General features: G+C 72.7%; 16 protein-coding genes and 1 pseudogene. 8 read left to right on the top strand and 9 right to left on the bottom strand.

Translation table 11 applies throughout. The features are described 5' to 3' along the window. Window positions 1-66 precede the first annotated feature (66 nt). From ACZ6S4_RS39695 to ACZ6S4_RS39685, 3 genes are read left to right on the top strand one after another with little or no spacing between them, the layout of a single operon-like run. Window positions 67-1,128 (top strand): ATP-binding protein, encoded by a 1,062-nt coding sequence (locus tag ACZ6S4_RS39695; protein WP_465479841.1) that lies wholly within the window; start codon window positions 67-69, stop codon window positions 1,126-1,128. After that, window positions 1,121-3,628 (top strand): DUF5682 family protein, encoded by a 2,508-nt coding sequence (locus ACZ6S4_RS39690; protein WP_465479840.1) that lies wholly within the window; start codon window positions 1,121-1,123, stop codon window positions 3,626-3,628. Before ACZ6S4_RS39695 ends, ACZ6S4_RS39690 begins: the two co-directional genes overlap by 8 nt. Next, window positions 3,625-4,800: a VWA domain-containing protein gene (locus ACZ6S4_RS39685; RefSeq protein WP_465479839.1), complete on the top strand. Its 1,176-nt coding sequence runs from the start codon at window positions 3,625-3,627 to the stop codon at window positions 4,798-4,800. The genes ACZ6S4_RS39690 and ACZ6S4_RS39685 overlap by 4 nt, the downstream gene beginning before the upstream one ends. Before the next feature lie 13 nt (window positions 4,801-4,813). On the opposite strand, the gene ACZ6S4_RS39680 is transcribed toward ACZ6S4_RS39685, so the two are convergent. The 4 genes from ACZ6S4_RS39680 to ACZ6S4_RS39665 are packed head-to-tail and all read right to left on the bottom strand — an operon-like array spanning window position 4,814 to window position 7,174. Then, window positions 4,814-5,374, bottom strand: a complete 561-nt coding sequence (locus tag ACZ6S4_RS39680) for a hypothetical protein (protein WP_465479838.1) — start codon at window positions 5,372-5,374, stop codon at window positions 4,814-4,816. After that, window positions 5,374-5,697 (bottom strand): nuclear transport factor 2 family protein, encoded by a 324-nt coding sequence (locus ACZ6S4_RS39675; RefSeq protein ID WP_465479837.1) that lies wholly within the window; start codon window positions 5,695-5,697, stop codon window positions 5,374-5,376. The genes ACZ6S4_RS39680 and ACZ6S4_RS39675 overlap by 1 nt, the downstream gene beginning before the upstream one ends. Window positions 5,698-5,730: 33 nt before the next feature. Then, on the bottom strand, window positions 5,731-6,345 hold the full coding sequence (locus ACZ6S4_RS39670; RefSeq protein ID WP_465479836.1) for a 4'-phosphopantetheinyl transferase family protein: 615 nt from the start codon (window positions 6,343-6,345) through the stop codon (window positions 5,731-5,733). 19 nt (window positions 6,346-6,364) lie between these two features. Beyond that, a complete protein-coding gene (locus tag ACZ6S4_RS39665; RefSeq protein ID WP_465479874.1) occupies window positions 6,365-7,174 on the bottom strand; it encodes an alpha/beta fold hydrolase in 810 nt (269 codons plus the stop codon). A 42-nt stretch (window positions 7,175-7,216) separates the two neighbouring features. Between ACZ6S4_RS39665 and ACZ6S4_RS39660 the strand changes: the two are divergent. The 4 genes and pseudogenes from ACZ6S4_RS39660 to ACZ6S4_RS39645 all read left to right on the top strand — a co-directional run. Beyond that, window positions 7,217-7,420: pseudogene (locus ACZ6S4_RS39660) on the top strand (GIY-YIG nuclease family protein); the annotation flags it as partial. Between the two features lie 721 nt (window positions 7,421-8,141). Next, the gene (locus ACZ6S4_RS39655) at window positions 8,142-8,579 is read left to right on the top strand and encodes a GNAT family N-acetyltransferase (protein WP_465479835.1); all 438 of its coding nucleotides are present in this window, start codon (window positions 8,142-8,144) and stop codon (window positions 8,577-8,579) included. After that, a complete protein-coding gene (locus ACZ6S4_RS39650; protein WP_465479834.1) occupies window positions 8,563-9,003 on the top strand; it encodes a nitroreductase family deazaflavin-dependent oxidoreductase in 441 nt (146 codons plus the stop codon). The genes ACZ6S4_RS39655 and ACZ6S4_RS39650 overlap by 17 nt, the downstream gene beginning before the upstream one ends. A gap of 10 nt (window positions 9,004-9,013) precedes the next feature. Beyond that, the gene (locus ACZ6S4_RS39645) at window positions 9,014-9,448 is read left to right on the top strand and encodes a nitroreductase family deazaflavin-dependent oxidoreductase (RefSeq protein ID WP_465479833.1); all 435 of its coding nucleotides are present in this window, start codon (window positions 9,014-9,016) and stop codon (window positions 9,446-9,448) included. An 11-nt stretch (window positions 9,449-9,459) separates the two neighbouring features. On the opposite strand, the gene ACZ6S4_RS39640 is transcribed toward ACZ6S4_RS39645, so the two are convergent. The 4 genes from ACZ6S4_RS39640 to ACZ6S4_RS39625 form a co-directional block, all read right to left on the bottom strand. Continuing rightward, the gene (locus ACZ6S4_RS39640) at window positions 9,460-10,266 is read right to left on the bottom strand and encodes an ABC transporter ATP-binding protein (RefSeq protein ID WP_465479832.1); all 807 of its coding nucleotides are present in this window, start codon (window positions 10,264-10,266) and stop codon (window positions 9,460-9,462) included. Continuing rightward, entirely contained in the window at window positions 10,266-11,297 is a 1,032-nt protein-coding gene (locus ACZ6S4_RS39635; protein ID WP_465479831.1) for a FecCD family ABC transporter permease, read from the bottom strand. Before ACZ6S4_RS39635 ends, ACZ6S4_RS39640 begins: the two co-directional genes overlap by 1 nt. Continuing rightward, a complete protein-coding gene (locus ACZ6S4_RS39630) occupies window positions 11,294-12,289 on the bottom strand; it encodes a FecCD family ABC transporter permease (protein WP_465479873.1) in 996 nt (331 codons plus the stop codon). The genes ACZ6S4_RS39635 and ACZ6S4_RS39630 overlap by 4 nt, the downstream gene beginning before the upstream one ends. A gap of 65 nt (window positions 12,290-12,354) precedes the next feature. Further along, window positions 12,355-13,368 carry an ABC transporter substrate-binding protein gene (locus ACZ6S4_RS39625; RefSeq protein WP_465479830.1) on the bottom strand — a complete coding sequence of 338 codons (1,014 nt, stop codon included), beginning with the start codon at window positions 13,366-13,368 and terminating at the stop codon, window positions 12,355-12,357. 151 nt (window positions 13,369-13,519) lie between these two features. Here ACZ6S4_RS39625 and ACZ6S4_RS39620 point away from each other — a divergent pair, with 151 nt between their 5' ends. Continuing rightward, window positions 13,520-14,665: a DUF5925 domain-containing protein gene (locus ACZ6S4_RS39620; protein ID WP_465479829.1), complete on the top strand. Its 1,146-nt coding sequence runs from the start codon at window positions 13,520-13,522 to the stop codon at window positions 14,663-14,665. On the opposite strand, the gene ACZ6S4_RS39615 is transcribed toward ACZ6S4_RS39620, so the two are convergent. Next, complete coding sequence (locus ACZ6S4_RS39615; protein WP_465479828.1) at window positions 14,666-15,181, bottom strand: MmpS family transport accessory protein; 516 nt, start codon at window positions 15,179-15,181, stop codon at window positions 14,666-14,668. Between the last annotated feature and the right edge of the window lie 171 nt (window positions 15,182-15,352).

Raw genomic sequence — 15,352 nt, 5'->3', positions numbered from 1 at the left:
CGGGGGGCCTGAGTAACGTTCCCGGCACAGCCAATCGCATTCCGCAGGGACATAGAGGGAGCCCGAGTGACCGCACTGCGACCGCACGCCGAGGACCAGTATGCCGAGGAGCTGGCCCTGCTCGCCACGACGGACGAGCGCCCGCGCCCGCCCGGCTGGCGGCTGTCGCCGCAGGCGGTGGTGACCTACCTGCTCGGCGACGGCGCCAAGATCACCCCGAAGTACGTGGGGCCGCGCCGGCTGATGGAGGTGGCGGTGTCCACCCTGGTCACCGACCGTGCGCTGCTGCTGCTCGGCGTGCCCGGCACGGCCAAGACCTGGGTGTCCGAGCACCTGGCGGCTGCTATCTCGGGCGACTCGACCCTGCTGGTGCAGGGCACGGCCGGCACCGCCGAGGAGGCGATCCGGTACGGCTGGAACTACGCCCGCCTGATCGCCGAGGGCCCGTCCGAGGCGGCCCTGGTGCCCAGCCCGGTGATGCGGGCCATGCAGACCGGCACCATCGCCCGGATGGAGGAGCTGACCCGCGTCCCGTCCGACGTGCAGGACGCGCTGATCACCGTGCTGTCGGAGAAGACCCTGCCGGTCCCGGAGCTCAACACGGAGGTCCAGGCCCAGCGCGGCTTCAACCTGATCGCGACGGCCAACGACCGCGACCGCGGCGTCAACGAGCTGTCCAGCGCGCTGCGCCGCCGGTTCAACACGGTGGTCCTGCCCGTGCCGGCGTCCGCCGACGAAGAGGTGGAGATCGTCGCCCGCCGGGTCGGCCAGCTCGGCAGATCCCTGGACCTGCCCGAGGTCCCGACCGCCCTGGAGGAGATCCGCCGGGTCGTGACGATCTTCCGCGAGCTGCGTACCGGCCTCACCGAGGACGGCCGCACCAAACTGAAATCCCCCACCGGCACCCTGTCCCCGGCCGAAGCCATCTCGGTGATCACCAGCGGCATGGCCCTGGCCGCCCACTTCGGCGACGGCCACCTGCACCCCAGCGACATAGCCGCCGGCATCGTGGGCGCGGTCATCAAGGACCCGGTCTCCGACAGCGTCGTCTGGCGCGAATACCTGGAAACAGTCGTCCGCGAACGCACCGACTGGCGAGACTTCTACCGAGCCGCCCGCGATGCCTGAACGGCTCTACGGCATCCGCCACCACGGCCCCGGCTCGGCCCGGGCGGTGGTGCAGGAGCTCGACCGCCAACTCCCGGACATCGTCTTGATCGAAGGGCCGCCGGAAGCGGACGAGCTGGTCCGCTGGGTGGCGGACCCCGGCCTGGAGCCACCGGTGGCGCTGCTGGGCTACGCGGCGGACAACCCGGGGCGGGCGGCGTTCTGGCCGTTCGCGGTGTTCTCCCCGGAATGGCAGGCGATGCGGTGGGCGGCGGAGCGGGGGGTGCCGGTTCGGTTCTTCGATTTGCCGTATGCCTATCGGTTGACTGACAGGCGGACGCCGGACGCGCCGCCTTCGGCTGGGCCGCCGCCCTCGGACCCGGCATCGCCGGGTGCTGGGCCGCTTCCCGACCCGGCGCCAGCAGGCGCTGGACCACCGCCCGTCCTGATGCCGACCGGCGCCGATCCACTTCCCGACCCGGCCTCGCCAGGCGTCGCCCTCCCGCCGGATCTGGCGGCGCTGCCGAGCACCGGCGCGGCACCAGCGGCGCCTTCAGACCTGGACCCCTCCAGCACGGAATCTGCGAGCACGCCTGGCGTTTCTCCGCGTCCCGTGAACCTGCGGTCTGCTGTGGACAGTGAACACGAGATGACCGGCCAGGCTGCTGGGGACGAGCCCGTTCTGCGGTTGCGGCCTGTTGATCCCATCGGGGAGCTGGCCGCCGCGGCCGGTTACGACGATCCCGAGCGGTGGTGGGAGGACGTTGTCGAGCATCGGGGGATGCCCGCGTTCGAAGCCATCGCCGAGGCTATGACGGCCATCCGGGACAACGCGCCCGAGGATCCCGAGGATCTGTTGCGGGAGGCCTACATGCGCACGGTGCTGCGGGAGGTGCGGCGCACCCACGAGAACATCGCCGTTGTCTGCGGGGCCTGGCATGTGCCCGCGCTCGCCCGCAAGGTCACCGCGCGGGAGGATGCCGCTCTGCTCAAGGGGCGGAAGAAGGCCAAGGTCGTCTTCACCTGGGTGCCGTGGACGTACGGGAGACTCGCTTCCTGGTCCGGTTACGGCGCCGGGGTGCGGTCGCCGGGCTGGTACCACCACCTGTTCACCACCGGCGACGACGTTGTGCCGCGCTGGCTTGTCGATGCTGCTCAGGTGCTTCGGGCCGAGGGCGTGCCCACTTCTTCCGCGCACGTCATCGAGGCCACCCGGCTTGCCGAGGCGCTGGCCGGTGTTCGCGGGCGGCCGTTGGCCGGGCTGGCCGAGGTGACCGAGGCTGCCGAGGCGGTCATGTGTGACGGCGAGCCGTTGCGGGTCGAGCTGATCGATCGGCGGCTGGTGGTCGGTGAGCGGCTCGGTGCGGTGCCCGATGCCATGCCCGCCGTACCGCTTGCCCGGGATCTTGCCGCCCAGCAGCGGTCCGTCCGGCTCAAGGCCGAGGCGCTCGAACGCGTTCTTGACCTGGACCTGCGCCGCGACATCGACCTGGCTCGCAGCCGGCTCCTGCACCGGCTGCGCGCGATCGGGGTGCCGTGGGGTGAGGCCGACACCACTCAGCGCGGCACCGGCACGTTCCGGGAGCAGTGGCGGCTGCGGTGGCTGCCCGACTTCGCCGTCCAGCTGGTCGAGGGCAGCATGTACGGCACCACCGTCGTCGCCGCAGCCACCACCAAGGTGACCGACGCGGCCCGTAAAGCGGCGTCCCTCGGTGATGTGACCGCGCTCGTCGAGGTGTGCCTGCTCGCCGATCTCGCGGACGCGTACCCGCCGGTGCTGGCCGCACTCGACACACGGGCCGCGCTCGACGCCGACATCAACCACCTGATGGCCGCCATTCCCGCCCTCGCCCGCACCCTGCGGTACGGCGACGTACGGCGCACCGATGTCGCCGGGCTGGCCACCGTCACCGCCAGCCTGCTGACCCGGGTCTGCGCCGGGTTGCCTTCCGCCGTCGGCTCGTTGTCCGATGAGGCCGCGAAGGACTTGCGGGCGCACATCGACGGCGTGCACTCCGCGGTGAGCCTGCTCGACGACGACGAGCTGCGTGACCGCTGGCTGACCACATTGGAATCAGCCTCGCGCCGCGCGGATCTGCACGGGCTGCTCGCCGGGCGGTTCACTCGGCTGCTGCTCGACGCGGGTCGGCTCGGGACTGCCGAGGTGCAGCGGCGGCTGCGGTTGCCGTTGACCGTCGGCACGCCACCCGGGCACGGCGCCGCCTGGGTCGAGGGTTTCCTCGCCGGCGGTGGCCTGCTGCTCGTGCACGATGACGCACTGCTGGAACTGCTCGACGGGTGGCTCGCCGACATCGCACCCGACGCTTTTGATGACGTTCTGCCGTTGCTGCGCCGTACCTTTGGGGCCTTCGCAGCGGGTGAGCGCCGCGCGATCGGTGAGCGCGTCGCCGACCCGGGCGGCGCCGGCGGCGCCACCGGCGAGCCGCTGGTGCTGGACCACGACCGGGCGGCCCTGGTGCTGCCGACCTTGAGTGCGCTGCTGGGCCGGGAGGTCTCATGACGGACAGCGAAGATCCCGTCCGGCGCGAGCGGCTGCGACGCTGGCGGCTCGTGCTCGGCGGCCCGGCCGAGGAGTCGCTCGGCGCGGCGCAGGGCCGCGACGGTGCGATGGACGCCGCCCTGTCAGCCCTGTACGACGGCGGCGGTGACGGCGAGGGCAGCCGGACAGCCCGCTCGGCCGGGCTGGGCAGTTCGGCGCCGAAGGTGGCACGGTGGCTCGGCGACATCCGCGAGTACTTCCCCAGCACCGTCGTGCAAGTGATGCAGGCCGACGCGATCGAGCGGCTCGATCTGACCCGGCTGCTGCTGGAGCCGGAGATGCTGGCCGCGGTCGAGCCGGACGTGCACCTGGTCGGCACGCTGCTCTCGCTGAACAGGGTGATGCCGGAACGCACCAAGGACGCGGCGCGGCAGGTGGTGCGCAAGGTCGTCACCGAGCTGGAGAAGCGGGTCGCCCAGCAGACCCGGTCCGCGGTCAGCGGCGCGCTGAACCGGGCCGCGCGGATCAACCGGCCGCGGCACGCCGACATCGACTGGGACCGGACGATCCGGGCGAACCTCAAGCACTACCAGCCCGGGCCGGGCACGATCATCCCGGAACGCCTGATCGGGTACGGGCGGCGCGCCACCGCGATCCAGCGGGACGTGGTGCTCTGCGTCGACCAGTCCGGCTCGATGGCCGCGTCGGTGGTGTTCTCCGGGGTGTTCGCGGCGGTGCTGGCTTCGATGCGGTCGCTGCGGACGTCGCTGGTGGTCTTCGACACGGCGGTGGTCGACCTGACCGAGGAGCTGAGCGATCCGGTCGAGGTGCTGTTCGGCACGCAGCTGGGCGGTGGCACCGACATCAACCGGGCCATCGGCTACAGCCAGCAGCTCATCACCCGGCCCCGGGACAGCATCTTCGTGCTGATCAGCGACCTGTACGAGGGCGGGGTCCGGGAGCAGATGCTGCGCCGGGTGGCGGAGATGAAAACCGCGGGGGTGCAGGTGGTCGTGCTGCTGGCACTGTCGGACGAGGGGGCGCCGGCCTACGACCATGAGAACGCGGCGGCGCTGGCGGCGCTGGGCGTGCCGGCCTTCGCGTGCACGCCGGACGCTTTTCCGGACCTGATGGCGGCGGCGATCGAACGGCGGGACCTGATGGCGTTCGCCCAACGCTTCACCGACCGCTGAGAGGACAGCGGCGTCAGGTGGCGGTGGGACGGCGGCGGGCGAGGGCACGCCAAGCGACAACGGCCACCGCCAGCGGCAGCGCCGCGTTCGCGAGCAGGATCGGCAACTCTTCAGCCACGCTGTAGCCGGCCGACCGTACCCCCACCACCAGATTCACCACACACACGATCAGCCACAAAGGACCGAAGACCAGCACCACCAACCCCGCGGCATCCGGCCCACCCGCCAGCAGGGAGATCAGCAGCCACACCGCAGCCCACAGCCCCACCCCGGCCGCCCACAAGAACCAGATCCGTCCCCCGCCCACCTCCGGCGAGTACAGCGATCCCACAACCACAGCAACAACCGCCGGCACCCCGAAGACCAGCCCGAACACCGCGATCTCCGCCCGCACCGGATAACCGGCCGACACCACGCCCAGCCACGCGTTCAGCACCGCGATGAAATACCAGAGCGGCACGAACACCCCTGCCGCGACCAGCCCGCGCGGTGCCGGCGCCAGCAGAGCACTCAGCACCAGCGTCGCGGCGAACAACAACAGGCCGGCGGCAAGAAAACGAGGCAGGCGAGGCATCAGGCGCTGATCGTCATGCGGGTCACACGCTCACCCGCGACCTGAAAAGTGAAGTGGCTCGGCCCGTTGAAACCGCCGCCACCCACCATCGCCGTCACCACGTACGCGCCGTCCTTCACCGCCACCTCCGTGACGTCGAAGGTCGCGTGCACGCCGATGTTCTCGCCGTCGCTCCACCGCCGGATCGCCTCGTGGCCGTGGAATTCCCGGCCCCAGTCGTCGACCACGCCGTCGGATGCGAACGCCGCCAGGAACGCTTCGGTGTCACCCGCGTTGGTCGCGTCGAAGACGGCCTGGACGGGCACGGGCAGCAACACACTCATGTGATCGAAGATAACGCAGGTACGTTATCAGCGCTACATGGCCGGCGGCAGGACTATTGCGGTCAGCACGAGACCGTCCTCGACCAGATAGCGGCCGGTCAGCACCGGGAACGGCCCCGGCACGAGCACCCGCGCGGTGAACGTCGCTGCCTCCGGCTCGAAGCTCACCTCGGCCTCCTCGAAGCCCAGCCACTCCCCCGTCCGCGGCGACCACACCTTGTACACCGACTCCTTCGCGCTGAACAGCAGCCGTTCCCAGCACACCTCCGGCCGCGCCGACGCCAGCCCGGCCAGGTGCGTCCGCTCGTCCGGCGACGCCACCAGCTCCAGCACCCCGTCCGGCAGCGGCCCCTGCTCCTCCGCGTCGATGCCGATGCCGCCGGCCTCCGACGTACGCGCCACCGCGGCCGCCCGGTAGCCGGCGCAGTGCGTCATGCTGCCCACGATGCCGTCCGGCCAGACCGGCGCTCCGCGGACGCCGGGCAGGATGGGGGCCGGCGGCACCCCGAGCTCGGCCAGGGCCAGCCGGGCGCAGTTGCGTACCGTCGCGAACTCCTGCTTCCGCTTCTCCACGGCGTTCGCCACCAGCGCGGCCTCGGCCGGGAACAGGGACGCGGGCGGGTCCGAGCGGGTGTGAACCGTTCGCACAGCCGGCGGCAGAATGCGGTCAAGCACCGGCGAAGAACCCCAGGATCGCGTCGTTGACCGCCGCCGGCTGCTCCAGGTAGCCGTAGTGACCCGCGTCCGCGATGCGCGCGTACCGGGCCTGCGGGATCGCGTCGGCCAGCTCGCGGCCCCGGGCCGCGGGCGCGATCAGGTCATCGGCGAACGACAGCACCAGGGTCGGCACCCGGATCCCCCGGTACGCCGGCCGCCGGTCGGTGTCCACGGTCACGCCGAGGTGCGCGCGCAGCCCCGGATCGGCCCAGTCGGTCGGGGACACCTCCATGATGTCCAGCCAGTCCCGCGCGCTCTCCGGGTCCTCGAGGGTGCGGGGCGACAGGTTCTGCAGCGCCCGGTTGACCGCGTCGTACTCCGGCGGCAAGGTGACCCCCGAAGCGGTCATCGCCCGGTCCGCGGCCGTCAGGGCCCGCGACACCACGTCCGGCCTGGCCCGGCTTGCCATCAGCACCGCCTGGGTGACCAGCTCCGGCCGCACCAGCAGCAGTTCCTGCACCACGTAGGCGCCCATCGAGGTGCCGATCAGCCGGCACGGCCCGCCGGCGACGCGCTCGATCACCGCGATCGCGTCGGCCACCAGCTGCTCGACCGTCAGGCCGGGCGTCGCCGGACCGCTGCGGCCGATCCCGCGGTTGTCCAGAGTGATCGTCCGGTAGCCGGCGGCGGTCAGGGCCGGCACCTGGTGCAGCGCCCAGGTGCGGCCGCGGGCCGCCGAGCCGGGGATGAGCAGGACCGGCGCACCCCGGCCCGACTCCTCGTAGTGGAGGGTGATGTCACCGACACCGATCGCGGGCATGTGCGGAAGGCTAGCCGAGCCGGCGGAGCGGATACTGACGCGATGACCTCCGCGATCCGCCGGCTGGCCGCTGGGCTGCCTCGCGACCCGGGCGTCTACCGGTTCCGCGACGCCCGCGGGCGCGTGCTCTACGTCGGCCGGGCCACCGAGCTGCGGGCCCGCGTCGGGTCGTACGGCGGCGACCTGCGCGACCGTCGGCACCTGCGCCGGATGGTTCCGGCGGTGGCCCGGATCGAGGCCGTGGCCTGCGAGTCGGTGCACGAGGCGGCCTGGCTCGAACGCAACCTGCTGGAGGAGTCGCTGCCCCGGTGGAACAGGACGGCCGGCGGCGAGGAGGTCCCGGCGTACCTGCGGCTTGATGCCCGGCCCGCGACGGCCGGCCTGCGCCTCACCCACGAGGCCGGGCCGCCGGTCGCGGGGGTGCGGATCTTCGGGCCGTATCTCGGCGGCACGCGCGCCCGGCTCGCGGTCAGCGCGCTGCACCGGGCGCATCCGCTCGCGGCCGCGGCCGCGGGCCTGACCGGCGCCGAGCGGGAGCTGGCCGCCCGGCGCGGCGTCAGCGCCGTCGACCGCGAGGAGCTGGCCGAGGCCGTCGCGGCGGTCCTGCGGCGTGATCCGGTCGCGGTCGCGGCCGCCCGGCAGACCCTCGAAGGGGTACGCGACAGAGCCGCCGCCGCGCTCGCCTTCGAGCTGGCCGGCCGCGTCCAGGAGGAGATCCGCGCGCTGGAGTGGGTGACCGTCGCGCAGCAGGTCACGACGCTGGAGCCGGTCGACGTCACCGTGCAGGGCTGGGCCGACGGCTGGCTGGTGTCGTTCGCCGTGCGGGCCGGCCGGGTCCGCTCGTGGAGCCAGCGCCGCAGCGCCCGGCCCCCGCACGAGCCCCCACCGGCATGGGCGGGTTTCGCCCAGCGCAACGCCGAACTGGCCGCAACGCTGGCCAGGCTGGCCCATGACGGAAACTGGGCCGGTGACGATCACCTATGGCTGGCGGACCGGCTTCGACAACGCCGCCCTCGACGCCCTGCACGCGGCTGGTTTCGGGTACTCCCCCCAGGGAATCGACTGGCAGGGCCGGCTCGACCGGCACAGCCTGGGCTGGGTCTGCGCCCACCGGGCGGACGTGCTGGTCGGCTTCGTCAACGTGACCTGGGACGGTGGCGTGCACGCTTTCCTGGTGGACACCGTGGTGGCCGCCGAGGCCCGCGGCCAGGGCGTCGGCACCACTCTGGTGGCAACCGCGGTGACCGGCGCCCGGGCGGCGGGCTGCCAGTGGCTGCACGTCGACTACGAGCCGCACCTGACCTCGTTCTATGTCGAGGCCTGCGGCTTCCGGCCGACCGCTGCCGGTCTCATGGCCCTCGATCTGACTTCGCCCGCAGGAGGAAATCATGCCGTTGACCGGTGAGTACGCCCCGAGCCCGTCCGACCGGGCCCGCGAGCAGGCCGAGAAGTTCGAGGCCAGCGGGGGCACCGAGGCCGCCGACCTGCGGGGCCGCCCGATCATCCTGCTGACCTCGGTCGGCGCCCGGACCGGCAAGATCCGCAAGACTCCGCTGATGAGGGTCGAGCACAACGGCGAGTATGCGGTGGTCGCGTCCCGCGGCGGCGCCCCCACGCATCCGGTCTGGTACTGGAACCTGATCAAGAATCCGCACGTCGAGCTCCAGGACGGCAACGTCAAGCGCGACTACCGGGCCCGCGAGGTCTCCGGCGAGGAGCGGGCCGTGTGGTGGGAGCGGGCGGTCGGGGCGTGGCCGCCGTACGCGGAGTATCAGACCAAGACCGACCGGATCATCCCGGTCCTGGTCCTCACCCCGATCTCCGGCTGAGAGGTACGCCATGCCACTGTCCGGCGAGTACGGCCCGAGCACCTCCGCGTGGGCCCGTAAGCAGGCAGAGACGTACGAGGCGACCAACGGCGAGCGCGCGGGCGACATCAGCGGGCGGCCGGTGATCGTGCTGACCTCGGTCGGCGCCCGGACCGGACTGCTGCGCAAGACGGCGCTGATGCGCGTCGAACACAACGGCGAGTATGCCGTCGTCGGCTCGCTGGCCGGTGGCCCGAAGAACCCGGTCTGGGTCTACAACCTGCGCAAGGAGCCCCGCGTCGAGCTGCAGGACGGCGACGCCCGGCACGACTACGTCGCGCGTGAGGTCACCGGCGACGAGCGCGCGGTGTGGTGGGAGCGGGCCGTCGCGGCGTTCCCGACGTACGCGACGTACGAGAAGAAGACCGCCCGGCCGATCCCGGTCTTCGTGCTGACCCGCGCCTGACCGGTGGGCCGTCAGCGGGTCAGGCGGGCGGCGCGTGAGGCCCGTGCCGCCGGCACCACCAGCGGCGTCCGCGTCTGCGGGTCCGGGATGACCTCGCACCGCAGCCCGTAGACGTCCTCGACCAGCTCCGCGGTGACGATCTCCCCCGGTACGCCCTCCGCGACGATCCGCCCGGCCTTCATCACGATCAGGTGGGTCGCGTAGCGGCAGGCGTGGTTGAGGTCGTGCAGCACCGCGACCAGGGTCCGGCCCTGCTCGTTCAGGTCGGCGCAGAGGTCCAGCAGGTCGACCTGGTAGGCGATGTCCAGGTACGTCGTCGGCTCGTCGAGCAACAGGATGCCGGTCTGCTGGGCGAGCGCCATGGCCATCCACACCCGCTGCCGCTGACCGCCGGACAGCTCGTCGACGGCGCGGTCCGCCAGCGCCGTCACGCCGGTGGCCTCCATGGCCGCGGCGACCTGGTTCTCGTCCTCCGGCGTCCATTGACGCAGCAGCTTCTGGTGCGGATACCGGCCGCGGGCCACGAGGTCGGCCACCGAGATGCCTTCCGGGGCGGTGGCTGTCTGCGGCAGCAGGCCGAGGCGCCGGGCGACCTCCTTGGCCCGGTACGAGCCGATCGACGCACCGTCCAGCACCACCGAGCCCTGCTTCGGGGTGAGCAGCGCGGACAGGGCACGCAGCAGCGTGGACTTGCCGCAGGCGTTGGGTCCGATGATCACCGTGAAGGAGCCGTCGGGGATCGTCACGTCCAGGCCGGCGGCGATCACCCGGTCGCCGTAGGCCAGCGTCAGGCCGGTCCCGGACAGCCGCGAGGTCATCAGTTTCCCTTTCGCCATTGCCCGGCGAGCAGCCAGGCCAGATAGACCCCGCCGACCGCGCCGGTCACCACCCCGACGGGCAGCTGGGCGGGGGCCAGCAGCCGTTGCGCGACGAAGTCGCTGAGCACCATCAGCAGGGCGCCGGTGATCGCCGCCGGGAGCAGCTGCAGCGCCGGCGAGCCGGTGAGCCGCCGGGTGATCTGCGGCGCGGCCAGGGCCACGAACGCCACCGGGCCGGTCGTGGCGGTCGCCACCGCGCAGACCGCCACGGCCAGCAGGACCAGCACCAGGCGGGAGCGGTTCACCCGTACGCCGAGCGACTGCGCTGAGTCGTCGCCCATCTCCAGCAGCTGGAGTCGCCGGCCGAACAGCAGGAGCAGCGGCGTGAGCACCAGCAGGGCCAGGCCCAGCAGGCGCACGTACTCCCAGGTCCGGCCGTTCAGGGTGCCGACCAGCCAGATCGAGGCGGCCTGGGCGGCGTCGACCCGGGCCCGGCTGATCAGGTAGCTGTTGACCGCGACGAGCATCGCGCTGATGCCGATCCCGACGAGCACGATCCGCCGGACCGCGCCCCCGCCGACCGCCGCGAGGCCGTACACGATCAGGGCCGTGAGCAGGCCGCCCACGACGGCCGCGACCGCGGCCCCGCCCGGCCCGGCGCCGAACACGAGAATCGCGACGACCGCGCCGGTGGCCGAGCCGGTGGTGAAGCCGACGATGTCGGGGCTGCCCAGCGGGTTGCGCGACAGGCTCTGGAAGACCGCGCCGGACATCGCCAGCGCCGCCCCGACCAGCAGGCCCAGGCTGACCCGGGGCAGGCGCAGGTCGAGCAGGATGAAACGGTCGGCGCGCCGGCCGCCACCGTCGAGGATCTCGAGGATGTCGGCGACCGGCAGCCGTACGCCGACGGCGACGACGGTCCAGACCACGACGGCGGCCACGGCCAGCAGCAGGGCCCCGCTGACCCCCAGCGTGCGCAGGTCGAGGCGGACGGCGAGGCCCGGCGCCCGGACGGTGATCCGGCGTCTCACAGCGGCACGATCCGGCGGCGCAGGATGATGGCGAGGAACACCGGGACGCCGATGAAGGCGGTGATCAGGCCCGCCTGCACCTCGCCGGGGCGCGCGATCACCCGGCCGGCGACGTCCGCGAGCAGCAGCAGCGTCGGCGCGAGCACCAGCGAGTACGGCAGCAGCCAGCGCTGGTCCGGCCCGACCAGGGTGCGCGCGATGTGCGGGACGGCGAGCCCGACGAACGCGATCGGCCCGACCGCCGCCGTGGCCGCGCCGCAGAGCAGGGTGACGGCGACCGCGGTGAGCACCCGGGTGCGGTTGAGGTTGGCGCCGAGCGCCCGGGCGGTGTCCTCCCCGAGCGCGATCACGTTGAGCGAGGGGCCGAGGGCGAACGCCAGCAGCGCGCCCACCAGGATGAACGGCGCCACCGCCCAGAACACGCCGAGGTCGCGGCCGGCGAGGGCGCCGACCGTCCACAGCCGGTAGCGGTCGAAGGTGGTGACGTCGAGCAGCGCGACCGCGTTGGTGACCGCGAGCAGGGCGGCGCCGACCGCGGCACCGGCGAGGGCCAGCCGTTCCGGCGACGCGCCCGAGCGGCCGCGGGTGCCGAGCAGGTAGACCACGACGAACGCCCCGGCCGCCCCGGCGAAGGCGAACCAGATGTAGCCGGTCAGCGACCCGATGCCGAGCACCCGGATGGCGAGCACGACGGCGGTGGCCGCGCCCGCGTTGATGCCGAGGATGCCCGGGTCGGCCAGCGGGTTGCGGGTCAGCGCCTGCATCAGCGCGCCGGCCAGGCCCAGGGCGATCCCGGCGGCGATGCCGAGGACCGTCCGCGGCACCCGCAGGTCCAGGACGATCCGGATGTCCTCCGAGGTCACCCCGCGGGTGAAGAAGGCGTCCCAGATCGTGCCCAGCGGGATCGGCTTGGTGCCGACCACGATGCTGAGCACGGCCACCGCCGCGAGCGCCCCGGTCGCGGCGACCAGCCCCAGGCCACGGGTGGTCAGCCCACCCCGGGCCCGGACCCGGGCCTCGAGCGGGGTGTAACCGGCGCGCTCGGCGGCGGTACTGGTCACGCCAGGGCGGCCTTGACAAGCGGCACGAACTTTTCGATGACGAACGGGGTGCTCAGCACCGAGTTGGTGGAGAAGCCGTTGACCAGGTCGGCGTCGTCGACGATGAGCAGCCGGCCGGCCTTGGCGGACGGGATGCTGTTCAGCACGGCGTCCTTCTTGAGCTCGGCGCCGGCGCCCAGGGCGAAGATGACGGTCAGGTCGGCGTCGAGCAGGCCGACCTTCTCCTTGGAGACCTCGGCGTAGAAGTTGGCCGGCTTGAGGTCCTCGATCTTCTGCGAGTTCTGGAAGCCGAGCGCCTCCATGAACTGCACCCGGCCGTCGCCGCGGGTGTACGCGCCGTACTGCCCGCCGAACGCGGCCGCGACGACCACGCTCTTGCCGGCGAACCCCGGGTGGGCCGCCTTGGCGTCGGCGAGTGCCTTGTCGTTGGCCGCGACCAGGGCCTCCCCCTCGGCCTTGCGGCCCAGTGCCTCGGCGATCAGCAGCGTCTGGTCCTTGAGCGTGGTGCCGTACGGCGCCGTGCCGGCCGGGCCGGACAGCGTCGGGGCGAGCTTCTCCAGCTGGTCCCACTCGGCCTTGGTGTTGGCGCTCTTGGTGAAGGTGATCAGGTCCGGGCGCAGCGTGGCGACGCTCTCGTAGTTGATCTCGGGACCCTTCAGCACGGTGGGCTTGGCCCCGTTGAGCTTGGCCTGGGCCCACGGCCCGACGCCGGTCGGCCAGGCCTGGAACCAGTCGAGGATGCCGACCGGGACGACACCGAGGGCGAGCAGCGCGTCGGCGTCTCCCCAGCCGAGCGACACGACCGTCCTGGGTGCCTCCTCGACGATGGTGCTGCCGAACTGGTGGGTCACCGTGGCCGGGAACGAGCCACCGGTCGCGGCGGACGAACCACCCGTGGTCGGGCTGTCGCCGCCGTCGCTGTCGCCACAGGCCGCGAGGAGGCCGGCGGCCGCCACGCCCGCTGCACCGAAGAGCAGGTTCCGGCGCGAGATGAGCGGATGGGTCGCCATGTCGAACTCCGTTTCAGGTTAGGTAACCCTCACCTTACCGACGCTCACGGATCTTGGGAAACCGGAGTGAGCAGCCGCATAGCGGCCCCGTTCGGGCCAACCTGCCGGAAAACCGGGTGCTCATCCCCCACTTCGGGTCGATCATGGGGTAATGCGTACCCCCCATCAGTCCGTCGACCGGCCCGGCAGCCGCATGGTGGAATCGGCGGCCGCGCCGACCGCCCCCGCCACCCTGCCGCTGTCCGGTGCCGTTGATGACGGTGACCGGCTGGTGGACGTGGTCGACCTGCTCGCGCTGGACGCTTTTGTCACCGGCCGGGAGCCGTTCGGCCGCACCCGGTACCTGGAAAACGTACGCGCCGAGGCCTTGCTGACCACGGAGGACGCGCGCATCGTGCGGGACGCCGTGGAGGAGGACGGGCACGGCCGGCTGTCGGTCGGCGAGGGCTGGACGCTGCACGTCACCCGCTGGAAGCAGAGCCGCCGGGCCCGGGTCACGGTCACCGCGATCAGCTCCGAGCTGGCCGAGTCAGTGCTGGCCGTGGCCGTCGAGGACGCCGTCGAGGAGCCGGAGCCGGCCGACGACAGCGTGCCGATCGGCTTCTGGCACTACGGCGCGCACGGCCCGCGCCGGGTGCAGCGCGAGATCGACGCGGCGCCGTGGGACAAGATCCGGGCCAACTACGCCGGCCCGGTGGCGAGCACCCTGGAACGGCTGATGGCCATCGACGGCACGGCGGTCAACGGCCGGCTGCTCCTGCTGCACGGCGAGCCGGGCACCGGCAAGACCACCGCGCTGCGGGCGCTGGCCCAGCAGTGGCGCTCGTGGTGCCAGGTCGACTGCGTGCTCGACCCGGAACGCCTCTTCGGCGATCCGGCCTATCTGATGAGCGTCGCCCTGGGCAGCGGCGACGACGACGAACCGCGCTGGCGCCTGCTCATGCTCGAGGACTGCGACGAGCTGATCAGCGGCGACGCCAAGGCCAGCGCCGGCCAGTCGCTGTCCCGGCTGCTCAACCTGACCGACGGGCTGCTCGGGCAGGGCCGCAACGCGCTGATCGGGATCACCACCAACGAGGACCTGGCCACGCTGCACCCCGCGGTGGTCCGGCCGGGGCGGTGCCTGGCCAGCATCGAGGTCGGGCGGCTGCCGTACGGGGAAGCAGTCGCGTGGCTGGGCACCCCGGCCGGCGTCGGCCCGCACGGCGCGACCCTGGCCGAGCTGTACGCGCTGCGCACCGGCGCCCAGCCGGTGACCGTCCCGGTGACGCCCCCGGCCACCGGCATGTACCTGTAGTCAGCCGCTGCACTGCGGTGCGGCGTACCGGCCGTCGGCAGTGGTGGAGCTGAGCAGCTTGCCGTCCAGGGTGATCGTGCACGTGACGGGTCCGGCGTCGCCGCCACCCTTGCGCTGGCTGATGAGCACCAGCGGTTTCTTCTGCCCGGTCACCTCGAAGGTGACGCGCCAGGGGAGGGCGATCCCGTTCAGCCGGATGATGTCGCCGTCCTGGTCGGTGTAGCTCACGCTGCCGGTGTTACGCGATCCGCTCGCCGTGACCTCGTAGACGACCTGGCCGCCGGAGCTGGACGGGCCGCTGCTGACCGCGACAATCGGCTTTTCGCCCGCCGGCGCAGTGCCCGCCGGCGCAGTGGTGGTGGCACGGCGGGCCGGTGCCGCGGCAACCGCCTTGGAGGTGGCTCCCACCGAGGGGGCCGGTCCCTGCGCGTCATTGTCCTCGCCGGACCCGCCGCCGAACTGGTCGATGGCCAGCATCCCGGCGATGAACAGGGCGCAGGCCGCGAGCACGGCCACGATCCACCGGGTCGCCCGGCGGCCGCGCCGCTCCTCGGGCGGGGGGGCGTGGCCGCCCAGCCGGACGGCACCGCGTCGTCGAAACGGGCCGTGTCCGCCAACGGCACCTGGCCCGCCGCACCTGGCTCGGCCGCGGCATCGCCGATGGCCGAGGTCGGTGCCTCGGTCAGC

The sequence above is a fragment of the Actinoplanes sp. NPDC051405 genome (genome assembly GCF_055586185.1).
The sequence above is the reverse complement of the archived record's forward strand: the minus strand, read 5'-3'. Positions and strand labels throughout refer to the sequence as shown.